19 protein-coding genes are annotated in these 16,682 nt (G+C 61.2%); 2 read left to right on the top strand and 17 right to left on the bottom strand.

The genetic code is table 11. The features are described 5' to 3' along the window. The 15 genes from AC3A3W_RS11675 to AC3A3W_RS11745 form a co-directional block, all read right to left on the bottom strand. The coding region (locus tag AC3A3W_RS11675) for a nucleotide-binding protein (protein ID WP_487442939.1) at positions 1–552 on the bottom strand (552 nt) is incomplete at its 3' end. Further along, positions 549–1,325, bottom strand: coding sequence for a Flp pilus assembly protein CpaB (cpaB, locus tag AC3A3W_RS11680; RefSeq protein WP_487442941.1), 777 nt, complete (start codon positions 1,323–1,325; stop codon positions 549–551). The genes cpaB (AC3A3W_RS11680) and AC3A3W_RS11675, both read right to left, overlap by 4 nt. Before the next feature lie 41 nt (positions 1,326–1,366). After that, entirely contained in the window at positions 1,367–2,392 is a 1,026-nt protein-coding gene (locus AC3A3W_RS11685) for a pilus assembly protein TadG-related protein (RefSeq protein ID WP_487442943.1), read from the bottom strand. Further along, entirely contained in the window at positions 2,380–2,754 is a 375-nt protein-coding gene (locus AC3A3W_RS11690; protein WP_487442945.1) for a TadE/TadG family type IV pilus assembly protein, read from the bottom strand. Before AC3A3W_RS11690 ends, AC3A3W_RS11685 begins: the two co-directional genes overlap by 13 nt. 101 nt (positions 2,755–2,855) lie before the next feature. Then, a complete protein-coding gene (locus tag AC3A3W_RS11695) occupies positions 2,856–3,092 on the bottom strand; it encodes a Flp family type IVb pilin (RefSeq protein ID WP_487442947.1) in 237 nt (78 codons plus the stop codon). Between the two features lie 287 nt (positions 3,093–3,379). Beyond that, positions 3,380–4,255, bottom strand: coding sequence for a type II secretion system F family protein (locus tag AC3A3W_RS11700; protein ID WP_487442949.1), 876 nt, complete (start codon positions 4,253–4,255; stop codon positions 3,380–3,382). A gap of 12 nt (positions 4,256–4,267) precedes the next feature. Beyond that, the gene (locus tag AC3A3W_RS11705) at positions 4,268–5,221 is read right to left on the bottom strand and encodes a type II secretion system F family protein (RefSeq protein ID WP_487442950.1); all 954 of its coding nucleotides are present in this window, start codon (positions 5,219–5,221) and stop codon (positions 4,268–4,270) included. A 2-nt stretch (positions 5,222–5,223) separates the two neighbouring features. After that, positions 5,224–6,708 carry a TadA family conjugal transfer-associated ATPase gene (locus AC3A3W_RS11710; protein ID WP_487442952.1) on the bottom strand — a complete coding sequence of 495 codons (1,485 nt, stop codon included), beginning with the start codon at positions 6,706–6,708 and terminating at the stop codon, positions 5,224–5,226. Then, positions 6,705–7,910, bottom strand: a complete 1,206-nt coding sequence (locus tag AC3A3W_RS11715; protein ID WP_487442953.1) for a CpaE/TadZ family protein — start codon at positions 7,908–7,910, stop codon at positions 6,705–6,707. Before AC3A3W_RS11715 ends, AC3A3W_RS11710 begins: the two co-directional genes overlap by 4 nt. After that, positions 7,907–8,575, bottom strand: a complete 669-nt coding sequence (gene cpaB, locus AC3A3W_RS11720) for a Flp pilus assembly protein CpaB (RefSeq protein WP_487442955.1) — start codon at positions 8,573–8,575, stop codon at positions 7,907–7,909. Before cpaB (AC3A3W_RS11720) ends, AC3A3W_RS11715 begins: the two co-directional genes overlap by 4 nt. Before the next feature lie 120 nt (positions 8,576–8,695). Beyond that, entirely contained in the window at positions 8,696–9,703 is a 1,008-nt protein-coding gene (locus AC3A3W_RS11725; protein WP_487442957.1) for a TadE/TadG family type IV pilus assembly protein, read from the bottom strand. Next, on the bottom strand, positions 9,691–10,083 hold the full coding sequence (locus AC3A3W_RS11730; protein WP_487442959.1) for a TadE family protein: 393 nt from the start codon (positions 10,081–10,083) through the stop codon (positions 9,691–9,693). Before AC3A3W_RS11730 ends, AC3A3W_RS11725 begins: the two co-directional genes overlap by 13 nt. Before the next feature lie 50 nt (positions 10,084–10,133). Beyond that, positions 10,134–10,334, bottom strand: a complete 201-nt coding sequence (locus AC3A3W_RS11735; protein WP_487442961.1) for a Flp family type IVb pilin — start codon at positions 10,332–10,334, stop codon at positions 10,134–10,136. Between the two features lie 117 nt (positions 10,335–10,451). Further along, positions 10,452–10,652: a Flp family type IVb pilin gene (locus tag AC3A3W_RS11740; RefSeq protein ID WP_309986341.1), complete on the bottom strand. Its 201-nt coding sequence runs from the start codon at positions 10,650–10,652 to the stop codon at positions 10,452–10,454. 271 nt (positions 10,653–10,923) lie between these two features. After that, positions 10,924–11,589 (bottom strand): prepilin peptidase, encoded by a 666-nt coding sequence (locus AC3A3W_RS11745; protein WP_487442963.1) that lies wholly within the window; start codon positions 11,587–11,589, stop codon positions 10,924–10,926. A 307-nt stretch (positions 11,590–11,896) separates the two neighbouring features. Between AC3A3W_RS11745 and rplM the strand changes: the two genes are divergently transcribed. Beyond that, positions 11,897–12,340 (top strand): 50S ribosomal protein L13, encoded by a 444-nt coding sequence (gene rplM, locus AC3A3W_RS11750; RefSeq protein WP_011692756.1) that lies wholly within the window; start codon positions 11,897–11,899, stop codon positions 12,338–12,340. 38 nt (positions 12,341–12,378) lie between these two features. Then, positions 12,379–12,885 (top strand): 30S ribosomal protein S9, encoded by a 507-nt coding sequence (gene rpsI, locus AC3A3W_RS11755; protein WP_205652756.1) that lies wholly within the window; start codon positions 12,379–12,381, stop codon positions 12,883–12,885. Between the two features lie 75 nt (positions 12,886–12,960). On the opposite strand, the gene AC3A3W_RS11760 is transcribed toward rpsI, so the two are convergent. Both AC3A3W_RS11760 and AC3A3W_RS11765 read right to left on the bottom strand, forming a co-directional pair. Further along, positions 12,961–14,763 carry a glycosyltransferase family 39 protein gene (locus AC3A3W_RS11760; RefSeq protein WP_487442965.1) on the bottom strand — a complete coding sequence of 601 codons (1,803 nt, stop codon included), beginning with the start codon at positions 14,761–14,763 and terminating at the stop codon, positions 12,961–12,963. Between the two features lie 70 nt (positions 14,764–14,833). Further along, on the bottom strand, positions 14,834–16,621 hold the full coding sequence (locus AC3A3W_RS11765) for an ArnT family glycosyltransferase (protein ID WP_487442967.1): 1,788 nt from the start codon (positions 16,619–16,621) through the stop codon (positions 14,834–14,836). Positions 16,622–16,682 lie beyond the last annotated feature (61 nt).

Consider the following 16,682-nt stretch of genomic DNA (forward strand, 5'->3'; position numbering starts at 1 on the left):
GAACTGCAGATCAAGGTCAACCACCACTACGCTCATGGGCGCCACCTTGCCAAGCCCTACTGCGAGGTTGGTGGCGATGGTGGTCTTGCCCACTCCACCCTTGGGCGAGAAGACGCCGATCACTCTTCCCTTGGTTTCAGCCTGCTTGGGCTGTTCCTGCCGGTGGCGGGTGGCGAAGGACTGGCAGGCGCGCTCCAGCAGGACGCGCATGTGCGCGGGGTCGGCGGACGGGCTGAGGATATCCCGGATGCCGGCGCGCATGGCCTGCAGGAGGAGTTCCGGATCAGGTTCGCTGACCAGAAGTACCGTCAGGTCCGGCACCTGCACATCGAGTACGGTGGCCAGGCGTAGAGCGTCATCCACCGGCACATCCGGTCCGAGGATGAGGACCTCCGGCTGTTCCTGGTTGAGCTGGGCGAACAGGTCGTACGGGCCGGCAGGCAGAACATGGGTGAGGAATGTCTGCACCCCGCCCTGGAGCCCGCCCGCAACGGCCTGCCGCAAGCGGCTGTCGAAGTCCGCGTTCGGCGTGATCAGGACGAAGCGGCTCATTTGTAGACCTCACTCCGCTGGATGATCCGGGGGCCGCTGTCCTTGGCGTTGGAGGGCTCCTTGCTGAGCCAGATGTCTGCATACTCGGCGGCAAAAACGATCTTTGCAGCGTCGGCGTCGGTGACGGCGACGGTGAGCATGAGGGAGCCCGTCGGGAGGGTGGTGTCCTGAGGGTTGCCGCCGTTCGGATCGGCGCTCGCGGTGGGTGCCGGCGCGGCAGTCGGCGCGGGCTCCGGGGCGCGCTGAACGGCTGTGACCAGAGCCTTGCGGACGGTCAGCTTGGTGGTTTCGACGTCGAGCTTGTCTTCAAGTGCCCCCTTTTCAAGGTTGACGAAGACGCCCACACGGTCGCCGGGAGCCAGCCTGCCGCCGACGACGCGGACCGGCTCGAGCTGGAAGGAGACTTCCTGCAGACCTGCGGGGACTTCTACCGATCCCTGCGTCTTCAGTTCTTCGGGCTCGACCAGGCGTTCGGTCACGAGCTGCTCGCCGGGAACCAGGTCGACGGCTGCCACCTTGCCCTTGGATCCGTCAAAGGACTTGAGGGAAGAGCCGGTCACGGCCGCGGCAGGAAGCTGTTCGGTGGTCACAGAGGCAGTCATGGATTCCACCGGAGTGCCGGCAGGAATAGCCGTCTTGACGACCAGGACCGCCACTGGCTCGAGGTTCTTGACGGCCCGCTGGTCCGCCCCCTGGGCATAGGAAATCACCAACATCGCGCCGACGATGGCGAGGACCACCGCTGCCGCTCCTGCCATTAACCGAGACTTCACGAAGTGCTCCTGGGGATTCTGATTCACTGAACTGCATAGGTCTAGCTGGTGAGTTCGACGACCGTGGCGCCGTACGGGCTGACGGGTCCCAGCTTGTAGCCGTCAGAAAGGGAGACGTAGGTGACGAACTTTCCAATGATTCCGCGACAGTCGCCTTTGCACTGCAGGTTCTTGTCGGAGGATGATGCGTTGTTGTAGACCAGCGGGAGCTTATCCGCGCCGCTGAAAGCCCATCCCTGCACACTGAACGACGCGAAGGCCAACAAGTCGTAGGAGGCTCCGGAACCGGTCCCGGTGACATCTTCGTATACCGGCAGCAAGACGGTAACGGGTCGGCCGGCCCCAAGTTCGGCAGCCCATTTGTTGAGGATCGCATCACAGTTCGAGGGGCCGTCGTTGCCGGTGTCGCTGCCACTCTGGTTGACGGCCAGGTTGACGAGGCCGCCACACTGGCCGGAGCTCTGAACGATCCAGGCAAAGCCTCCGGGGACTGTTTTTCCGGCAGGCCCAAGGCCACAGTCCGCGTTGGCGTTGGACGTGTGGTTCTGCAGCAGCTGAGTTGTACCGTTCACCATGCCCGAAACCTGGCACACCGAAAATGCCAAGGGGAAGGGAGTGGTGCCCTCGAGGGGGCTGCCCCAACGCACGCTCGAAGTGGCTGATACTTCGGCGCTGGGGATTCCGAGGACTCCGGCGAAGAAGAGGGAGACGCTGTTCGTTGTGCTGCCGGTTTCTTTTGCCCCTGCTGTCACCTGGACCGTGCGGTTGGGCTTATCGAGGGAGATAGACTTCAAGTTGCTGAGGCCATCCAGCGCATTCTTATTCGCTAGGTCAGCTGCCATTGGAGCCGTTGCGGAGCAATTGGTATCCGTCTCGCTCCTGGCACACTTGTGGGCCACCATCAGGGCGGCCGAATCCGAACCATTCTGCAATTGGGCGCGTTCGGAGTAGAGCTTCGCCACGTCAAGAGAGATCGCTGCGAAGCCGAGCATCACCACCATCAGAAGCGCAACGATGATGGCGATTCCGCCCCGTTCTTTATCGGCAGGAGCTGCTATCCGCCGCACAGCATAGTTCCTTTCCCAGTCATGCCAAACGGACCGGCAATGCCGGTCATCGTGCTGAGCGGGTAGCTGATAGTCACGGTCATCTGGGCTCCGACGGCGCAACTTGCGGCGCTGAACGTGATGTTGGCATCCGTTAGGGCCGGGCTCAATTGCGTTGCGGCATTCTTAGCCGCCGCCCGGGCTCCTGCTTGGCTGTTGTTGATCGCCATGCTGCGGACACCTTCGCGGGCGGCATTCGTCAGAGTGGTTTGCACGTTGTATGCCCGGCCGAACTCCATGATTCCGAGGAGGATCATGATCAGAACAGGCGCAAGAAGTGCGAACTCGACAGCGACAGCGCCGCGCTCGGATTGGACTGACATACCTTAGCCTTCCGCAGTCCGAGAGCATTTCAACAACAGCCGGGTGGTGGAGGCTCCGAAGAGCCCCACCACCCGATCAGGGATTGAAGGAAATACTGCGACTACGGTGTGCAGCTGGGAGCGGTGCCTGCGGCGGCGTTGGCCGGTACCCCGTACGTGCCACCCCCGATCTGGCACTGAACGCTCTCAAACATCTCGTTCAAAGTGCCACCAAGCAGTGTCACGGCAACGATGATGACAACCGCGATGAGGGCAACCATGATGCCGTATTCAACGGCGGTTGCACCTTTTTCATCGCGGTGGAGGCGGGCGGAGAGGTTGGTGTAAAGAGCAAGCATTTTGTACTCCTGAGCGAGTGAAGGGAAGCTGGTCCGTCACCAGCTCTGTAAATAGAATGCAGCGCGATTTCCACCAGGGGGAGGGATCTTGCAGCATCCTGTGCCAAGCCTTCCCAAGCTGCGCATTTCCTGCGTTATCCCTGCGCTTACCCTGTCCTTCCGCCCTCATCAGCGCCCGGCTGGCACGCAAAAGGACCCCCTCGGTGCTGGGATCCGAGGGGGTCCGGTCTTTGCAGCGCCGGATGGCGCCGGGTCGTGCTGTTCGGGGCTACCGAATTGCGGTCCGGTTAGGAGAACACGGCCATGATTTTGAGTACGGCCGGCCCAAGCAACACGATGAACAGCGTTGGCAGGATGAAGAAGATCAGCGGGAAGAGCATCTTGACGGGCATCTTCATCGCATGCTCTTCCGCTCGCTGGCGCCGTTTGATCCTCATATCCTTGGCTTGCATCTTGAGCACGCCCACGATGGCAATGCCATACGTGTCCGCCTGGACCACCGCCCGAATGAAGCTACGTACATCAGGAACATCGACCCGGTCAGAGAGCGACAGGTAGGCCTCCTTGCGGGACCGGCCCACCTGGATGTCTTGCAACGTCCTGATCAGCTCATCGGCGAGCGGTCCGCGGCCGTTTTCGCCGGCACGGCCCATGGCGGTCTCGAAGCCGAGGCCGGCCTGAACCGATATCAACATCTGGTCAATTGCGTTGGGAAGCTCCAGCCGGATTGCCTCACGACGCTTCTGGGCCTTGGTGCGAAGGAGGATGTCCGGAACGAAGTAGCACAATGCCACTATTCCTATGCCGAGGATGAACCTTCCGGCAGAAGGCGCACCCAGGTACACGAATAGCCCAAGGATCGCTCCACCGAAGGCGAGCAGAGGCTTCACCATAATGATCCTGGCGAGCGGCCACTCCTTGGGCCGCCCGACTCCCGCCAACTGCTTGTCCAGCCATGCATCATAGCTGTGAGGGGTCAGCCGACGGGACAGTTTTGCGAACTGCTCATTGACGTTCAGGGACTGGGCGGCCTGGCTTGGCCGCCCTCCCAGGTTGGCTTGAATGTTGCGGAGCCCGGCGCGGTCTGCCGTGAACGTCAGCCAGACCATGCCGGAGATTGGAAGGACAATAGCCAAGATGGCTGCCAGTGCAATGGGTTGCATTTCTTCTGCCCCCTAATATTTCGGCTTGATGATTCGGCTGAGCCAAAACCCGCCGATGGACAGCATGACAATGGCTGTACCCACCATGACGAATCCGATGACCGTGGTGGTGAAGACCAAGATGTACGTCGGATTCATGAGCCCCAGCGCGAGAAACATCAGGAGCGGCAGTGCCATCAGGACGATGGCCGAAACCCGGCCTTCCGCACTCAAGGCCCGTACCTGGCCTTTAACCTGATTCCGGTCCCGAATTGTTTCGCCTACGTGATCCAGGACTTCAGCAAGATCACCACCCACCTCGCGATGGATCTCGATGGCCTGGGCAATCCCGTGGAAGTCCTCGCTGGCTGTTCTGTTCGCCACGTCCGCCAACGATTCACCCAGGTCGCGGCCGATCCTTGTTTCGTTGACAATACGGCTCAGCTCCTCAGCCATAGGCGCCTCGTTCTCTTGGGCCGCAGCATCGATGGCTCGTAGGAGACTGTGGCCTGCGCGGAGACCGCCGGAAAACATCTGGATTGTGTCCGGCACCTGGCTGTCGAACTTCCGGCGACGCCGAGCGACGAGGAAGTTCAAGAGAACATAGAGCAGGAACGGGGCCAGCAGCAATGAGAGGATGCCGATCCCCAGGCCACCGAGGAAGTATCCCAGCACGGCGGCCATCAGCGTCACCGCTCCGGCCAACAGCAGGTAGTCGCCCGGCTCCTTGTTGAGGCCCGCCTGTTCCAGCTTTTCGCGGCTCAGGATTCCGGCAGGCCTCTTCTTGAGGCCGCGATTGAGCGCTCCCACGGCCTGGTTGGTAAGGCGCGTCAGGCTGGAGGAGGAGGAGGAAACGGCGTCAGGGCGTCGTCGCGAGAGCGGTACCCCCGCCCGGCCCTTCAGAACTACTCCGAACACCAGACCAAGTGAGAGGTACACCAGGAACAGCCCGCCCACGAACAGGGCGACCGGCACGTCCGCGGCCATGACTACCGGCCCCTGACGGGCTGGGCGCCGAAGACGTGGGGCGAGATGGAGATGCCGAGTTCCGTGAACCTGTCGGTGAACCGCGGCCTGACGCCCGTAGGGACCGGTTTGCCCAGGAAACGGCCGTTGGCATCTACGCCGGCTGAATAGTCGAAGACAAAGGCATCCTGAAGAGTGACGATGTCGCCTTCCATGCCCTGGACTTCCGTGATGTGGGTAACCCGGCGGGTTCCGTCACGGAGCCTCGAAATCTGAACGATGAGGTTCACCGCCGAGGCCACCTGTTCCCGCACAGCCCGGAGCGGGAGGTCCATGCCGGCCATCAGCACGAGCGTCTCCAGACGGGCGATGGCGTCCCGGGGGGAGTTGGCGTGAACAGTGGAGAGCGATCCGTCGTGACCAGTGTTCATGGCCTGCAACATGTCCAGACATTCTCCTCCGCGCACTTCGCCGACGACGATGCGGTCAGGACGCATTCGAAGGGAGTTCCGGACGAGGTCGCGGATAGCAACTTCGCCTTTGCCCTCAATATTCGGCGGCCTGCTCTCCAGCCTGACCACGTGGGTTTGCTGCAGTTGGAGTTCAACGGCGTCCTCGATCGTCACGATGCGGTCTGCAGTCGGAATGAAGGACGAGAGCACGTTGAGGAGTGTGGTCTTGCCCGTTCCGGTACCTCCCGAGACGATGATGTTCATGCGGGCCTGGACACACGCCTGCAGCAGTTCAGCCATCTCCGGGGACAGACTGCCAAAGGCGATGAGCTTCTGGACCGTCAACGCTTCATGCCCGAACTTGCGGATAGTAAGTGCAGGTCCGTTCACTGCCAGCGGGGGGATGATGGCGTTGACGCGGGAACCGTCTGCCAGGCGGGCGTCAACCAAGGGTGATGATTCATCAATCCGTCGGCCAACCTTCGACACGATCCGTTCGATGACCCGCCGCAGGGCCTCGTCCGACGCGAACTTAGTGTCCGTCAGGGTGAGCTTGCCGTCGCGCTCCACGTAGACCTGGTCATGGCGATTGACCATAACCTCGGTGATTGACGGGTCGTCGAGGAACCGCTGGATGGGCCCGTGGCCCAACACGTCGTCGATGATCTCCCGAATCAGCCTCTGGCGCTCGGAAGTCGTCAGTGGAACCTGTTCCTCATCGACGACGATCTTCAGCTCGTCCTTGACGTATTGGTGGAGTTCGGCCTCCTCAAGCGAGGAGTCGGTGATGCGGGAGCCCAGGCGTTCGTAAAGTGCCTGGCTGGCCCGCTCCTTGAGGGCGCCGAGCGCGCCACTGGCAACTGCCCCCGTCTGCGTCAGTTCCACCACGTCCGCGGCGCTGGCCGTCTCGGCCGTCTTGGCGTCGTGTATGCGGCCGAGGGTCACTGGCTCCGCCGATCCATTCGAAACCGTGAACTGGCTTGGCGGCGCTTCCTCAACGATGGTTGAGGGCGACCCGTTGCCGCGCACTTTCTCGAGCCTGCGTGTGAGGTTCACTGGACTACCGCCCTTCGATGCAACTTCTTATGAGGTCTGGCTTCCCAATTGGGTTTGAAACGGTCTACGAGCTGCTGCAGGCCCTTTGCTGCTGGTTCACGGCCGCTTTCCTGGAGAACCGGCACGCCCTTGTTGGTGGAAAAGGGAAGGGTGCGGGACCGCGGCAATACCACGTCCACCGGCGCCCCGATAGTCGCTTCGACGTCGTGCAACGTCAGGCCGGTCCGGCGATCGGCCATGTTAAGCACCACGTGCCGGCGTTCTGGCAGGAGATTCAGTTCGGCCAGGATCTGGCTTCCGGTTCGCAGGCCCCGGATGCTCGGAACATCCATGCCGCAGATCCACACCGCATCCGAGGCCAGGTCCAAGGTTGCTAGAACGTGCTCGCCCAGTCCCGGTGCCGTGTCAATAACCACGTATTGAAATTCCTGCCGCAACTGGTTGAGGAGCTGAGTGACGTGCTCACCGGTGATGCGGTCCATCTCCACTGGATTCTTCGGCGCGCACAGGGCATATAGTCCCGCTGAGTGCACGCTGAGGTACGTCTTGAGCACCATCGAATCCTGGCTCGCGGCGCCCACCACAGCATCAGTGATGGTGTGTGCGGGGTCCAGCATGAGACCGCTGGCCACGTCGCCGAACTGGAGGTCAAGGTCCACTATCACCACACCCATGGGTGCGATTTTGGCGAGGCCAACGGCGAGGTTGGTCGCAACGGTGGTCTTGCCCACCCCGCCTTTGGGGGAGAGGACGGCAATGATGCGTCCGCCTTCAGCGTGTTCGCGGTGTTCGGAGCTGCTGGGTGCGAGACCCCGACGCCGGCCGGCAGCTGCGAGGCTTGCACGCTCCACGATGATGCGGATGTGATCCGCTTCGGCTGAAGGGTCAAGAAGGTCACGAATACCGGCCCGCATTGCCTGGACGGCGATGTCGGACGACTCCCCGGCGACCAGGATCATGCTGATCTCGGGGTACTGCAGATCCATGACCGACGCAAACTTCAGCGAGTCATCCTCCGGCAATCCGGGACCGAGGATGAAGACTTCCGGGGGCTCGCCGAGGAGCTGCTTAAGCACTTCCTCGGGACCCTGGGGAAGGTAGTCGGCTGCGAAGTACTGCAGGGAGCCGGGCATGCCGGCAGTGGCCATTCGTACGCGGCGTTCGAAATCGGAGTTCGGCGTGATGAGTACAAAGCGGCTCATCGGAATACCCTCGTCTTGTCCACTACGACGGTGTTGCCCTCGGTTGCTTCAGCCGGTTCCTTGGACAGGTAGATTTTTCCGAATTCGACGGCATAGACCAGCCGCGTGGCGTCGACTGAGTTCCGGGCCACGGTGATGAGGTAGGTGCCGTCGCTTTGGTTGCTGTTGGTGGAGCCCATCGCACCTTCTGCTTTGTCCCCCTGGGCGGTGTCCGGCTGGGCGGCGCTGCCGTTGCTGAACTGGGCGGCCGTGACCAGTACTTTGTGGAAGGTGAGTTGGGTGCCTGCCGACTGAGTTGTGCTGGAACCTTCCGGGAGTGAAATGAAGATGCCGACAGTGTCGCCGGCGGTGATCTTTCCGCCAACCACCCGGTCTATGGGCAGTTTGATCGAGATCTCCTGCATACCGTCCGGCACTGCGACCCGGGACGGGCCGAGGAACGCATCGGCATCCACCATTCGGCTGGCGAGGAGCTGTTCGCCCGGTACGAGCGAAACGGCGGTTACTTTGGTGCCTAGGGCGGCCAGGTCGGTGACGGTCCCCTCGGTCAGCGTGGACTTCGGGAGCGGCTTCATGGCGACGGAGCCGCCGAGTTCGCTGGCGGGTGTCCCGGCGGGAATGGCTTTCTGGACTACGAGGACCTCCGAGGTCTCCGTACCTGCCATTGCCCGTTGATCTGCGCTTTGAACATATGTGATGAGAAGGACCGTGCCGATGATTGCAACGACTAGCGCGGCGATGCCTCCCAGTAGGCGTGTTTTCAATTTCTCCCCTTAGTTAATTGCTTACTTGATCAGCCCGATGACAATGACATTGCCGTTGGGTGTGGTTGAGCCTCCGCTGAAGAGGTTCGGATCTGCGGAATACCCCATGAAGGTTCCGTAAAGGCCTTTTTCGCTCCCGCTGAAGACGTTGGTCGGGTCATGCTTGGCCTGACCGGTGAGGTTCCATGCCTGGAGCTTGAAGCCCGCCCACTTCTCGATGTAGTACTGGACGCTGTTGCCGCTGCAGCTGCCGAACTGTGCGGCCGGCATTCCGTCACACGTGTACTTGTAAACGGGCAGTGCAACGGTGGAGCCCGCCAGCGACGGGTTGATCGACGGATTGAAGAGGTCGATGCATCCGTTGGGAACGGCGGCACCCGGGCTGGTTTCGCTCCATTCGCCCACCTCGGCAGTGACCTTGCACCCGGTGTTGCTGTCAGGGTTGAGCCAAGCGAATCCGCCGGGAATGATCTGGTTCGATGGATTGGTTCCGTTGCAGTCCTGGGCACCACCTTGGGTGAGGATCTTGTGGGGCATTCCGTCGTCCTCGAATTCGCACGTAGCGAAGGTCAGGGGGAGTACGGAGACGCCCTTGGTGGGGTAGAACCACTTGGCTGTTGCGGTGGCACCGACAGTTGCCGCCGGAGCGTTGAGAACACTCGCGAACATCTTGCTCAGGAACCCGGCGTTTGTGGTGCCGTCCTTGGTGGATGTAGTGACCGAAACCTGGCCTGCCACCGAGAGGTCGACGGATTGCACCGTCGATTTCGTGTCCTTGGCGTTGCTGTTGGCCAGGGCACTTGCCAGGGCATCTGCGGCAGCCTGCGTGCAGCCGGACTCTGCGCAAAGATCAACTGCCGCCAGGGCGCCGGCGTCGGCCCCGTTCTGGAGCTCGGCACGCTCTGCGTAGATCTGCCCGGTATCCACCGCCAGGGCACCTGCTCCGATCATCGCCAACATCATGACCGCCACCAGGACGCCGGAAGCCCCACGTTCCCGCGATTCTGTGTGGGCAACTATCCGTTGCATTGCATTGCTCCTACTCCGGTGAGGGTTAGTGAACTGCCAAACAGCCCGGTCATGGTTGCCGAGTTGTAGGAGATGGTGACTTTCATGGTGGTGTCCGGCGCGCAGGTGGCGGGTGCGAATGTGTACCCGAACGAACCAGAAGCCAGTCCCGGTGCCCCAGCCACTGCCGCAGCCTTTGCGTCTGTTTGGCTGTTCTTGACGGCCATCGTCCGGGCTGCTTCGCGGGCCGCCTGCGTCACAGAGATCTGGGAGTTGTAGGCGTGTGCAAACTCGACGATTCCAGTGACGAGAGCCAGCAGCAGCGGCGCAACCAGAGCGAACTCCACGGCCACGGCGCCACGGCTCTTGTTGTCCGTGCTTTCCTTGCAGGTCTTCTTCAACGGATCCCCCGAGGATGGTTGGAAGTTTTCGAAGTGTGCGGAAGGTTCGGTTACCAGGTGCCCACTCTGGTTACAAAGGAGGAGAACCAGGTGTTGAGCGCGGTACCGAAGGCGGTTACGCCAACGATGATGATCACGGCGATGAATGCTACGAGGAGTCCGTACTCCGTGGCGGTTGCGCCCTTTTCAAAGGCGAGACGGTCTTTGACGCCGGCGATGAATGCAAGAACGGAGACCATTCGTGAAGTCATTTTGAGTTCCCCTTCCGGTAGGGCGGTGCCGGCGCCTAGCGCTGGCAAAACGCCCATTCGAGGTGTGCCGCGCCGGCCTGACTGACCGGACGCGGCACACCTCGATGCGAGTTGGGCTTACCAGGTACCCACGGTGGTGCCGAGAGAGGAGAACCAGGTGTTGAGCGCGTTGCCGAAGGCAGTCACACCCACGATGATGAGGAAGGCGATAAAGGCGACGAGGAGCGAATACTCAGTCGCAGTTGCTCCCTTTTCCGATGACAACCGGTCCTTTACTCCCGAAACGAAAGCAAGAACCGAGACCATGAGAGTAGTCATTGTTTTTTCCTTTAAATTCGATGGAATATTTTCTTCGAATTCCGGTGCCCCCCAAAACCGAAAGGTCCGGTGCTTCGATAGCAAAAGAATTGCATCGGGAAGGAAAAGCAACAATGCGTAGCCATACCCGACTTTCTCAGGGGACCCACAAGTAACCCCCCCAAGAAAGTACTCAGTCGGAAAATCCCAAGGTGCGAAACTACTTGGATTGATAAGCCTGGCTGGGTTTTATTCCTGAAAGATCGGGCGGCAGGAGGGCCTGCGCAGTTCGTCAGGGCGTGAGCAGGACGGCCCCAAGTGTGGCCGCCAGCATGGCGGGGCCGTAGGCAACTTCGGCCGGCTTTTCGGCGCGCCTAAAGGAAATCAAAACGACGGAGAAAATTCCGCCCAGGACAAAGCCCGCCGCGCCCCCGTAGAAGAGCTGACTCCAGCCCAAGTAGCCCAAGTACAGGCCTACTGGCGCGGCCAGCTTGACGTCTCCCATTCCGATGCCGCGGGGCGAAATAACGGCCAAAATCAGGTAGGTGACGAACAGGATGACAGCACTGACGGCCCCGCGGAGCAGGTCCGACCAGGCTGCGGAAGCAGAGCTGCCGGCGGTGAACAGCACCAGGCCGGCAATGAAGAGGGTCAGCACGAGGGGATTGGGCAGTAAGTGGTGGGCGAGGTCTATCCGCGCCAGTTGCACGCCGAGCACCGCCAGAACCAGGAAAGCCGGCAGCGACCAGTCCATACCCAGCCGCAGCGCCAGGAAGGCGCAGAGGACGCCGGTGAGGACCGCCGTCGTCATTCTTGACCTGAGAGAAGGCAGCCCGCCAAGGCGGGGGAGAGCGCGGGCGATGAGCCCCTCAGTCAAAACGCCTAGGGCCGTGCCGAGCAAGCCGATGGCGACGACGAATGCGGGCCCGCCGCCGGCGGCAATACCTACAATGGACACGAAGGCTCCCTGCGTGGATCGGCCCGGCGCCGGCGCGGGCATCCCAGCCCCCGCCACCGGATACCCCATTTTGACCCTGACGCCCGCTTCACGCTATTCTTGGTAGTCGTTGTGCGTGTCCTTTCTCGATGATGCGTGCCCGCTGAGAATCCGGTTGCAGGATAACTACTCCTCGGGCACATTCGAGACTCCAGGACCACTGGATTCATAGAGCCCTCACCTCTGTTCCGGTAACGCATAGATAGTAGGTGCACACCCTTACGTGACACCTAAACAAGAACGCCAGAACAAGAACGAGGCAAACACCGTGCGTACGTACACCCCGAAGCCCGGCGATATCAACCGCCAGTGGCACGTCATTGACGCCACAGACGTTGTCCTTGGTCGTCTTGCCAGCCAGACCGCAATCCTGCTGCGCGGCAAGCACAAGGCCACTTTTGCGCCCCACATGGACATGGGCGACTTCGTCATCATCATCAACGCTGAGAAGGTCGCCCTCACCGGCGCCAAGCTCGAGCAGAAGCGCGCTTACCGCCACTCCGGCTACCCGGGCGGCCTGACCTCCGTCAACTACGCGGAGCTGCTGGAATCCAACCCGGTCCGCGCCGTGGAGAAGGCCATCAAGGGCATGCTCCCCAAGAACTCCCTCGCTGCACAGCAGCTGGGCAAGCTGAAGGTCTACCGCGGTGCAGAGCACCCGCACGCCGCCCAGCAGCCCAAGACTTTCGAAATTTCCCAGGTCGCCCAGTAGTCCTGGCCACCAAACAACTTATCTATACAAGGAGAACCGTGGCTCAGAACGAAGAGACCACCGAAGCCGTTGAGGCCGAGGAAACCCTGACCAGCTACACCTCGGAAAGCGGCGCCGCTGAGGCTGCCGCCCCGAAGAAGGAGCGCCCGGCACTGACCGTTGCCGGCGCAGCTGTTGGCCGCCGCAAGGAAGCCGTTGCACGCGTTCGCGTTGTGCCGGGCTCCGGCAAGTGGACCATCAACGGCCGCGAGCTGGCGAACTACTTCCCGAACAAGCTGCACCAGCAGGACGTCAACGAGCCCTTCAAGATCCTCGATCTTGACGGCGCCTACGACGTCATTGCCCGCATCCACGGCGGTGGCCCCTCCGGCCAGGCCGGTGCACTGCGCCTCGGCATCGCTCGTTCACTGAACGAGATCGACGTCGAGAACAACCGCGCCACCCTGAAGAAGGCCGGCTACCTCACCCGTGACGCCCGCGTCATCGAGCGCAAGAAGGCCGGTCTGAAGAAGGCCCGTAAGGCTCAGCAGTACTCCAAGCGCTAATCCCGCTTTCGAAGCGCTGCCGCTTCACAGAAGCCCGTCCCGCCGTTGGTGGGGCGGGCTTCTGCGTTTGTAGGTTCACTCCAGCGGGCGGGAGAGATCGAACAGGCGAACGCCGTCGACTTCTTCAGAAGTGAAGCTGGCCTCGATCCACGACACGACTGCCCTGGTATTCGGACTAGCCGCCGCCCAGTCGAGGATCCCCGGTTGATGGATGTAATATCCGATCTTCTTATTTGCTACATACAATTGAAAGTCGTTCAGGGTGGGATAAACATCTCCAGTGGAAAAACCTCCTATCGACATAACCGCCCGCCCGGTCGCTAATTGATATAGTGCTGCATTTTGGCTGCCGGTTGTCGCCGCGGCCCATGTTGTGTCAGGGGGGACCCGTTCAATCCGGGATGCAATTTGCGGTATGACAGGCTCTCCCCGGGCCTCTGAGTATTTGCTTTTTTCGTTTAGGCGTAATTGTTCGGCATCCCGCCGGTGCCAGCTCTCAATTGATGGCACCGGCCCTGAGATGGGAAACGATCCTTGCTGGGGAGTTGTCACTGACTCAACCACAAACAAGAACGGAACCAGCAGGATCGACGCGACTGCCAAGACGTGCGCCAGAGCGGTGGTCCGCGGTCGGTAACCGCCCAGCGATAGCCCCAGGATCGCTGCGGCAGCCAACGCCATTGACTTGGTGGTGAACCCTGCCCAGGGCTGCCATTCCTGGAACCACGTCAATATCCCGGACGTCACGACGAGGCAAAGCAGAGTTAGCAGGGCTGCGCCCCGGCGAAACGACGTCCGGGTTCGATTGACCCAGAAAGTCTCGATCGCGTGTGCGGCGAGACAGGACATGGGAATGGCTAGCATGCATGTGTAGTAAGGATGGATGTCTCCTGTCATGAAGCTGAGCACTGCGAAGGTGGTCGCGAACCACACCAGCAGGAGTAGGGATATAAGTGATTGGACGCGGCTGAGTTTGCGGCGGAACAGTCCTGCAGCCACAATGACGGTGCCGACGAATGCAGCGGGAAGAAACCAAGCGACTTCTGGTGCGTAGTTGATAGTTAAGAGTCTGAGGAAGCTGGCGTCATAGCCGACAACCCCCTCGAAGTCCTTTGGGTTCGTAGCTCCCAAGCCGGCCTGCCCCGTGAGCCTCCCAAAGCCGTTGTAGCCGAATGTCAGTTCCAGGAAGCTGTTGCTAACCGAGCCGCCGATCCAAGGCCTTGCAGCGGCGGGAGTAAGTTCTACAACAGTGATCCAGGCGGCCGGCGGCAGGACCATCACTGCTGCGGCGATCATTAGCCTCTGCAGCCTGAGCACCAGGTTGCCGAAACCGAAGGCCAGAAAAGCAGCGGCGACGGCCGGCACCAGAATCCAACTTTGAAATTGCTTGCAGAGGAAGGCCAGCCCCAGAACGAAGGCACCGAGGTACAGGTGGCGCGCACTACTCCGCTCTGCCGACTTGATGAGCAGGAAAGCGGCCAGAGCCCACAGCAGGAGCAACAGGGCGTCCGGATTGTTGAAACGGAACATCATCGAGGTGACCGGGGTAAAGACAACCAACAAACCGGCAACAAAGGCTTGCCGAGTGCTGCCCCAGGCAAGGGCCGATCTGTAAACCAGAAAGACTGTCGCCATGCCCATGAGGGCCTGTGGAGCTAATACGCTCCAGGAACTCAGGCCGAAGACCTTCACCGAGAGCGCCAGCACCCACAGGTGCAACGGTGGCTTGTCGACGGTAAGGCCATTACCTGCGTCAGCGGAGCCGAAAAGAAGAGCAACCCAGTCCATGGATCCGGCTTGGGCGGCTGCAGCGTAGTACGGGTTACCCCAACCGTTTATGGTGATGTTCCAAAAATAGACGGACGCTGAGATGACCATCAGGAGTAATTCCGGCCAACGCCGCACCCAGCTGGTCTGAATGGATCCAGGATCGCCGCCGGCGTGTGGCTTAGCGGGTGAGGTTGTAGACAGTGACGCCATCTATTTTCTCCGCTCTAAACGTTTGGGTGACCCATTCGTGAATTTCGTGTAGCTCTGGGCTGTTGCCCGGAACCTTGAGTTGTTCGGGTTGGACCACCAGGTGGCAGAGCCGTCCCGCCTGCACCCATTCTTTGAACCCGGCCAGGGTTGGGCTTGGATCGGTGGCAGCGAACCCTCCCAAGGGCATCACTGGCCGGCCGATCTCCAGCTGGAAGCGAGCCGCGGTCTGCCCGGGGTAGGTCGCGGCAGCCCACGTGCACTGTGCGGAAGCGTTTCTCAAATGCGACGCGAGGACCGGACTGGGCGTCACGCCGATAGCCAGCCCAGAGGCCCATGCCGGGTCCCCGTTCTTGACTCCGGCCAGGAAGCGGCTGAGCGTGTTCGGGTTCCGGGAGAGACCGCCTGACAGCGGATTCGAGCCTTCCTGCGGGGTGGCCAGGGCCATGGTTGAGCAAAACGCAGGTCCGACCATCAGGGTGCCGATGGCCAGCCAGGCGGCCGCTCGGTGCACCCATTTCCCCGGTGCTGGCACGGACAGCAATGCGCCAGCGAGCAAGCCCAGGAGGAGCACGCCAGTACCCAGCACTTGCGGGTATACGGCGCTCAGTTGCCACATCGCTTGCGCAAAAATGCAGCTCGAAACCACGGACGCGGCGATGGCGATTCGGCTCAGGCGGGACTGCCAGGGCGATGTGAGCAGTTCCGCACCCAAGCCAAGACAAAGCGCCAAGGGTGCCGCGAGGGATGCGGTGTAATAGGAATGGAAGCTGTTCCCCATGAAACTGAGCATGAGATACGTGGTGATCATCCACGTCATTGAAGCGACTGCAAAGATCGACTTATTCCGGCTGTATCGGCCCCTCAGAACTGTCACCACTATGGCGATGCAAGCCAATAATGCTGGAAGCAACAGCCAGCCAATCTCCTGGCCGTAGTTCGAATTAAACAGGCGGAACAGTCCGGCGTCCGTTTCGACGCTCCGCAATTCTTGAGGAATGAGTGCCACGGAGGGATCATCCTCGTGCTGCAGGACGCGATTGATTCCGTTGTAGCCAACAGTTAGCTCAAGCATGCTGTTGGAGGCAGAGCCGCCTACATAGGGTCGGGAGCCAGGGGGAGTGAGATCGACGGCCAGCGGCCATGCCAAGGATCCCACCGCCAAAACCAGACCGGCTAGAAGAAGTGAGATAACCCGTGCCCGCCACGCCTTCTGCGCATAGAAGCAGAACGCCAGCGCTATGGCAGGCAATACGAGGAATGCTTGAAGCTGTTTGGCAAGAAACCCCAGGGCGAGAATGCAGGCGGCCAGGTACAGAAACCTTGTCCGGCCGGACTCCGCGGCCCGCATCCCTGCATAGAGGGCCGCAAGCATCAGCAGCACCATGAGGGGATCGGGGTTGTTATAGCGGGCCAGCAGCACGGTGATGGGAGTACACGCGAAAACAGCGGCGGAAAGCAGGGCTGCAGATAGGGGCAGATGCCTCCGGGCCAGACGATGGATCAACAGGATGCTCGCCATTGTCATCGCGGCCTGGGGAAGCAACAGAGCCCACGTGTTCAAGCCAAAGAGCCGGACCGACAAGCCCATGATCCACAAGCTCAACGGTGGCTTGTCCACGGTTATGGAGTTACCCCAATCCGAGGAGCCAAAGAAAAAAGCGGCCGGGTCATTCTGACCAGCCTGTACTGCCGCCGAGTAGTACGCATTGGCCCAGCCGTTGTCTGCTATTCCCCAGACGTACAGGAAGGCTGCCAAAACCAGGATGCCGGCAAGGCCCCATGGCTCCCATCCCGGCCTGCGAGGGGCACCATCGTCC

The organism is Arthrobacter sp. Soil_N43 (assembly GCF_057655195.1).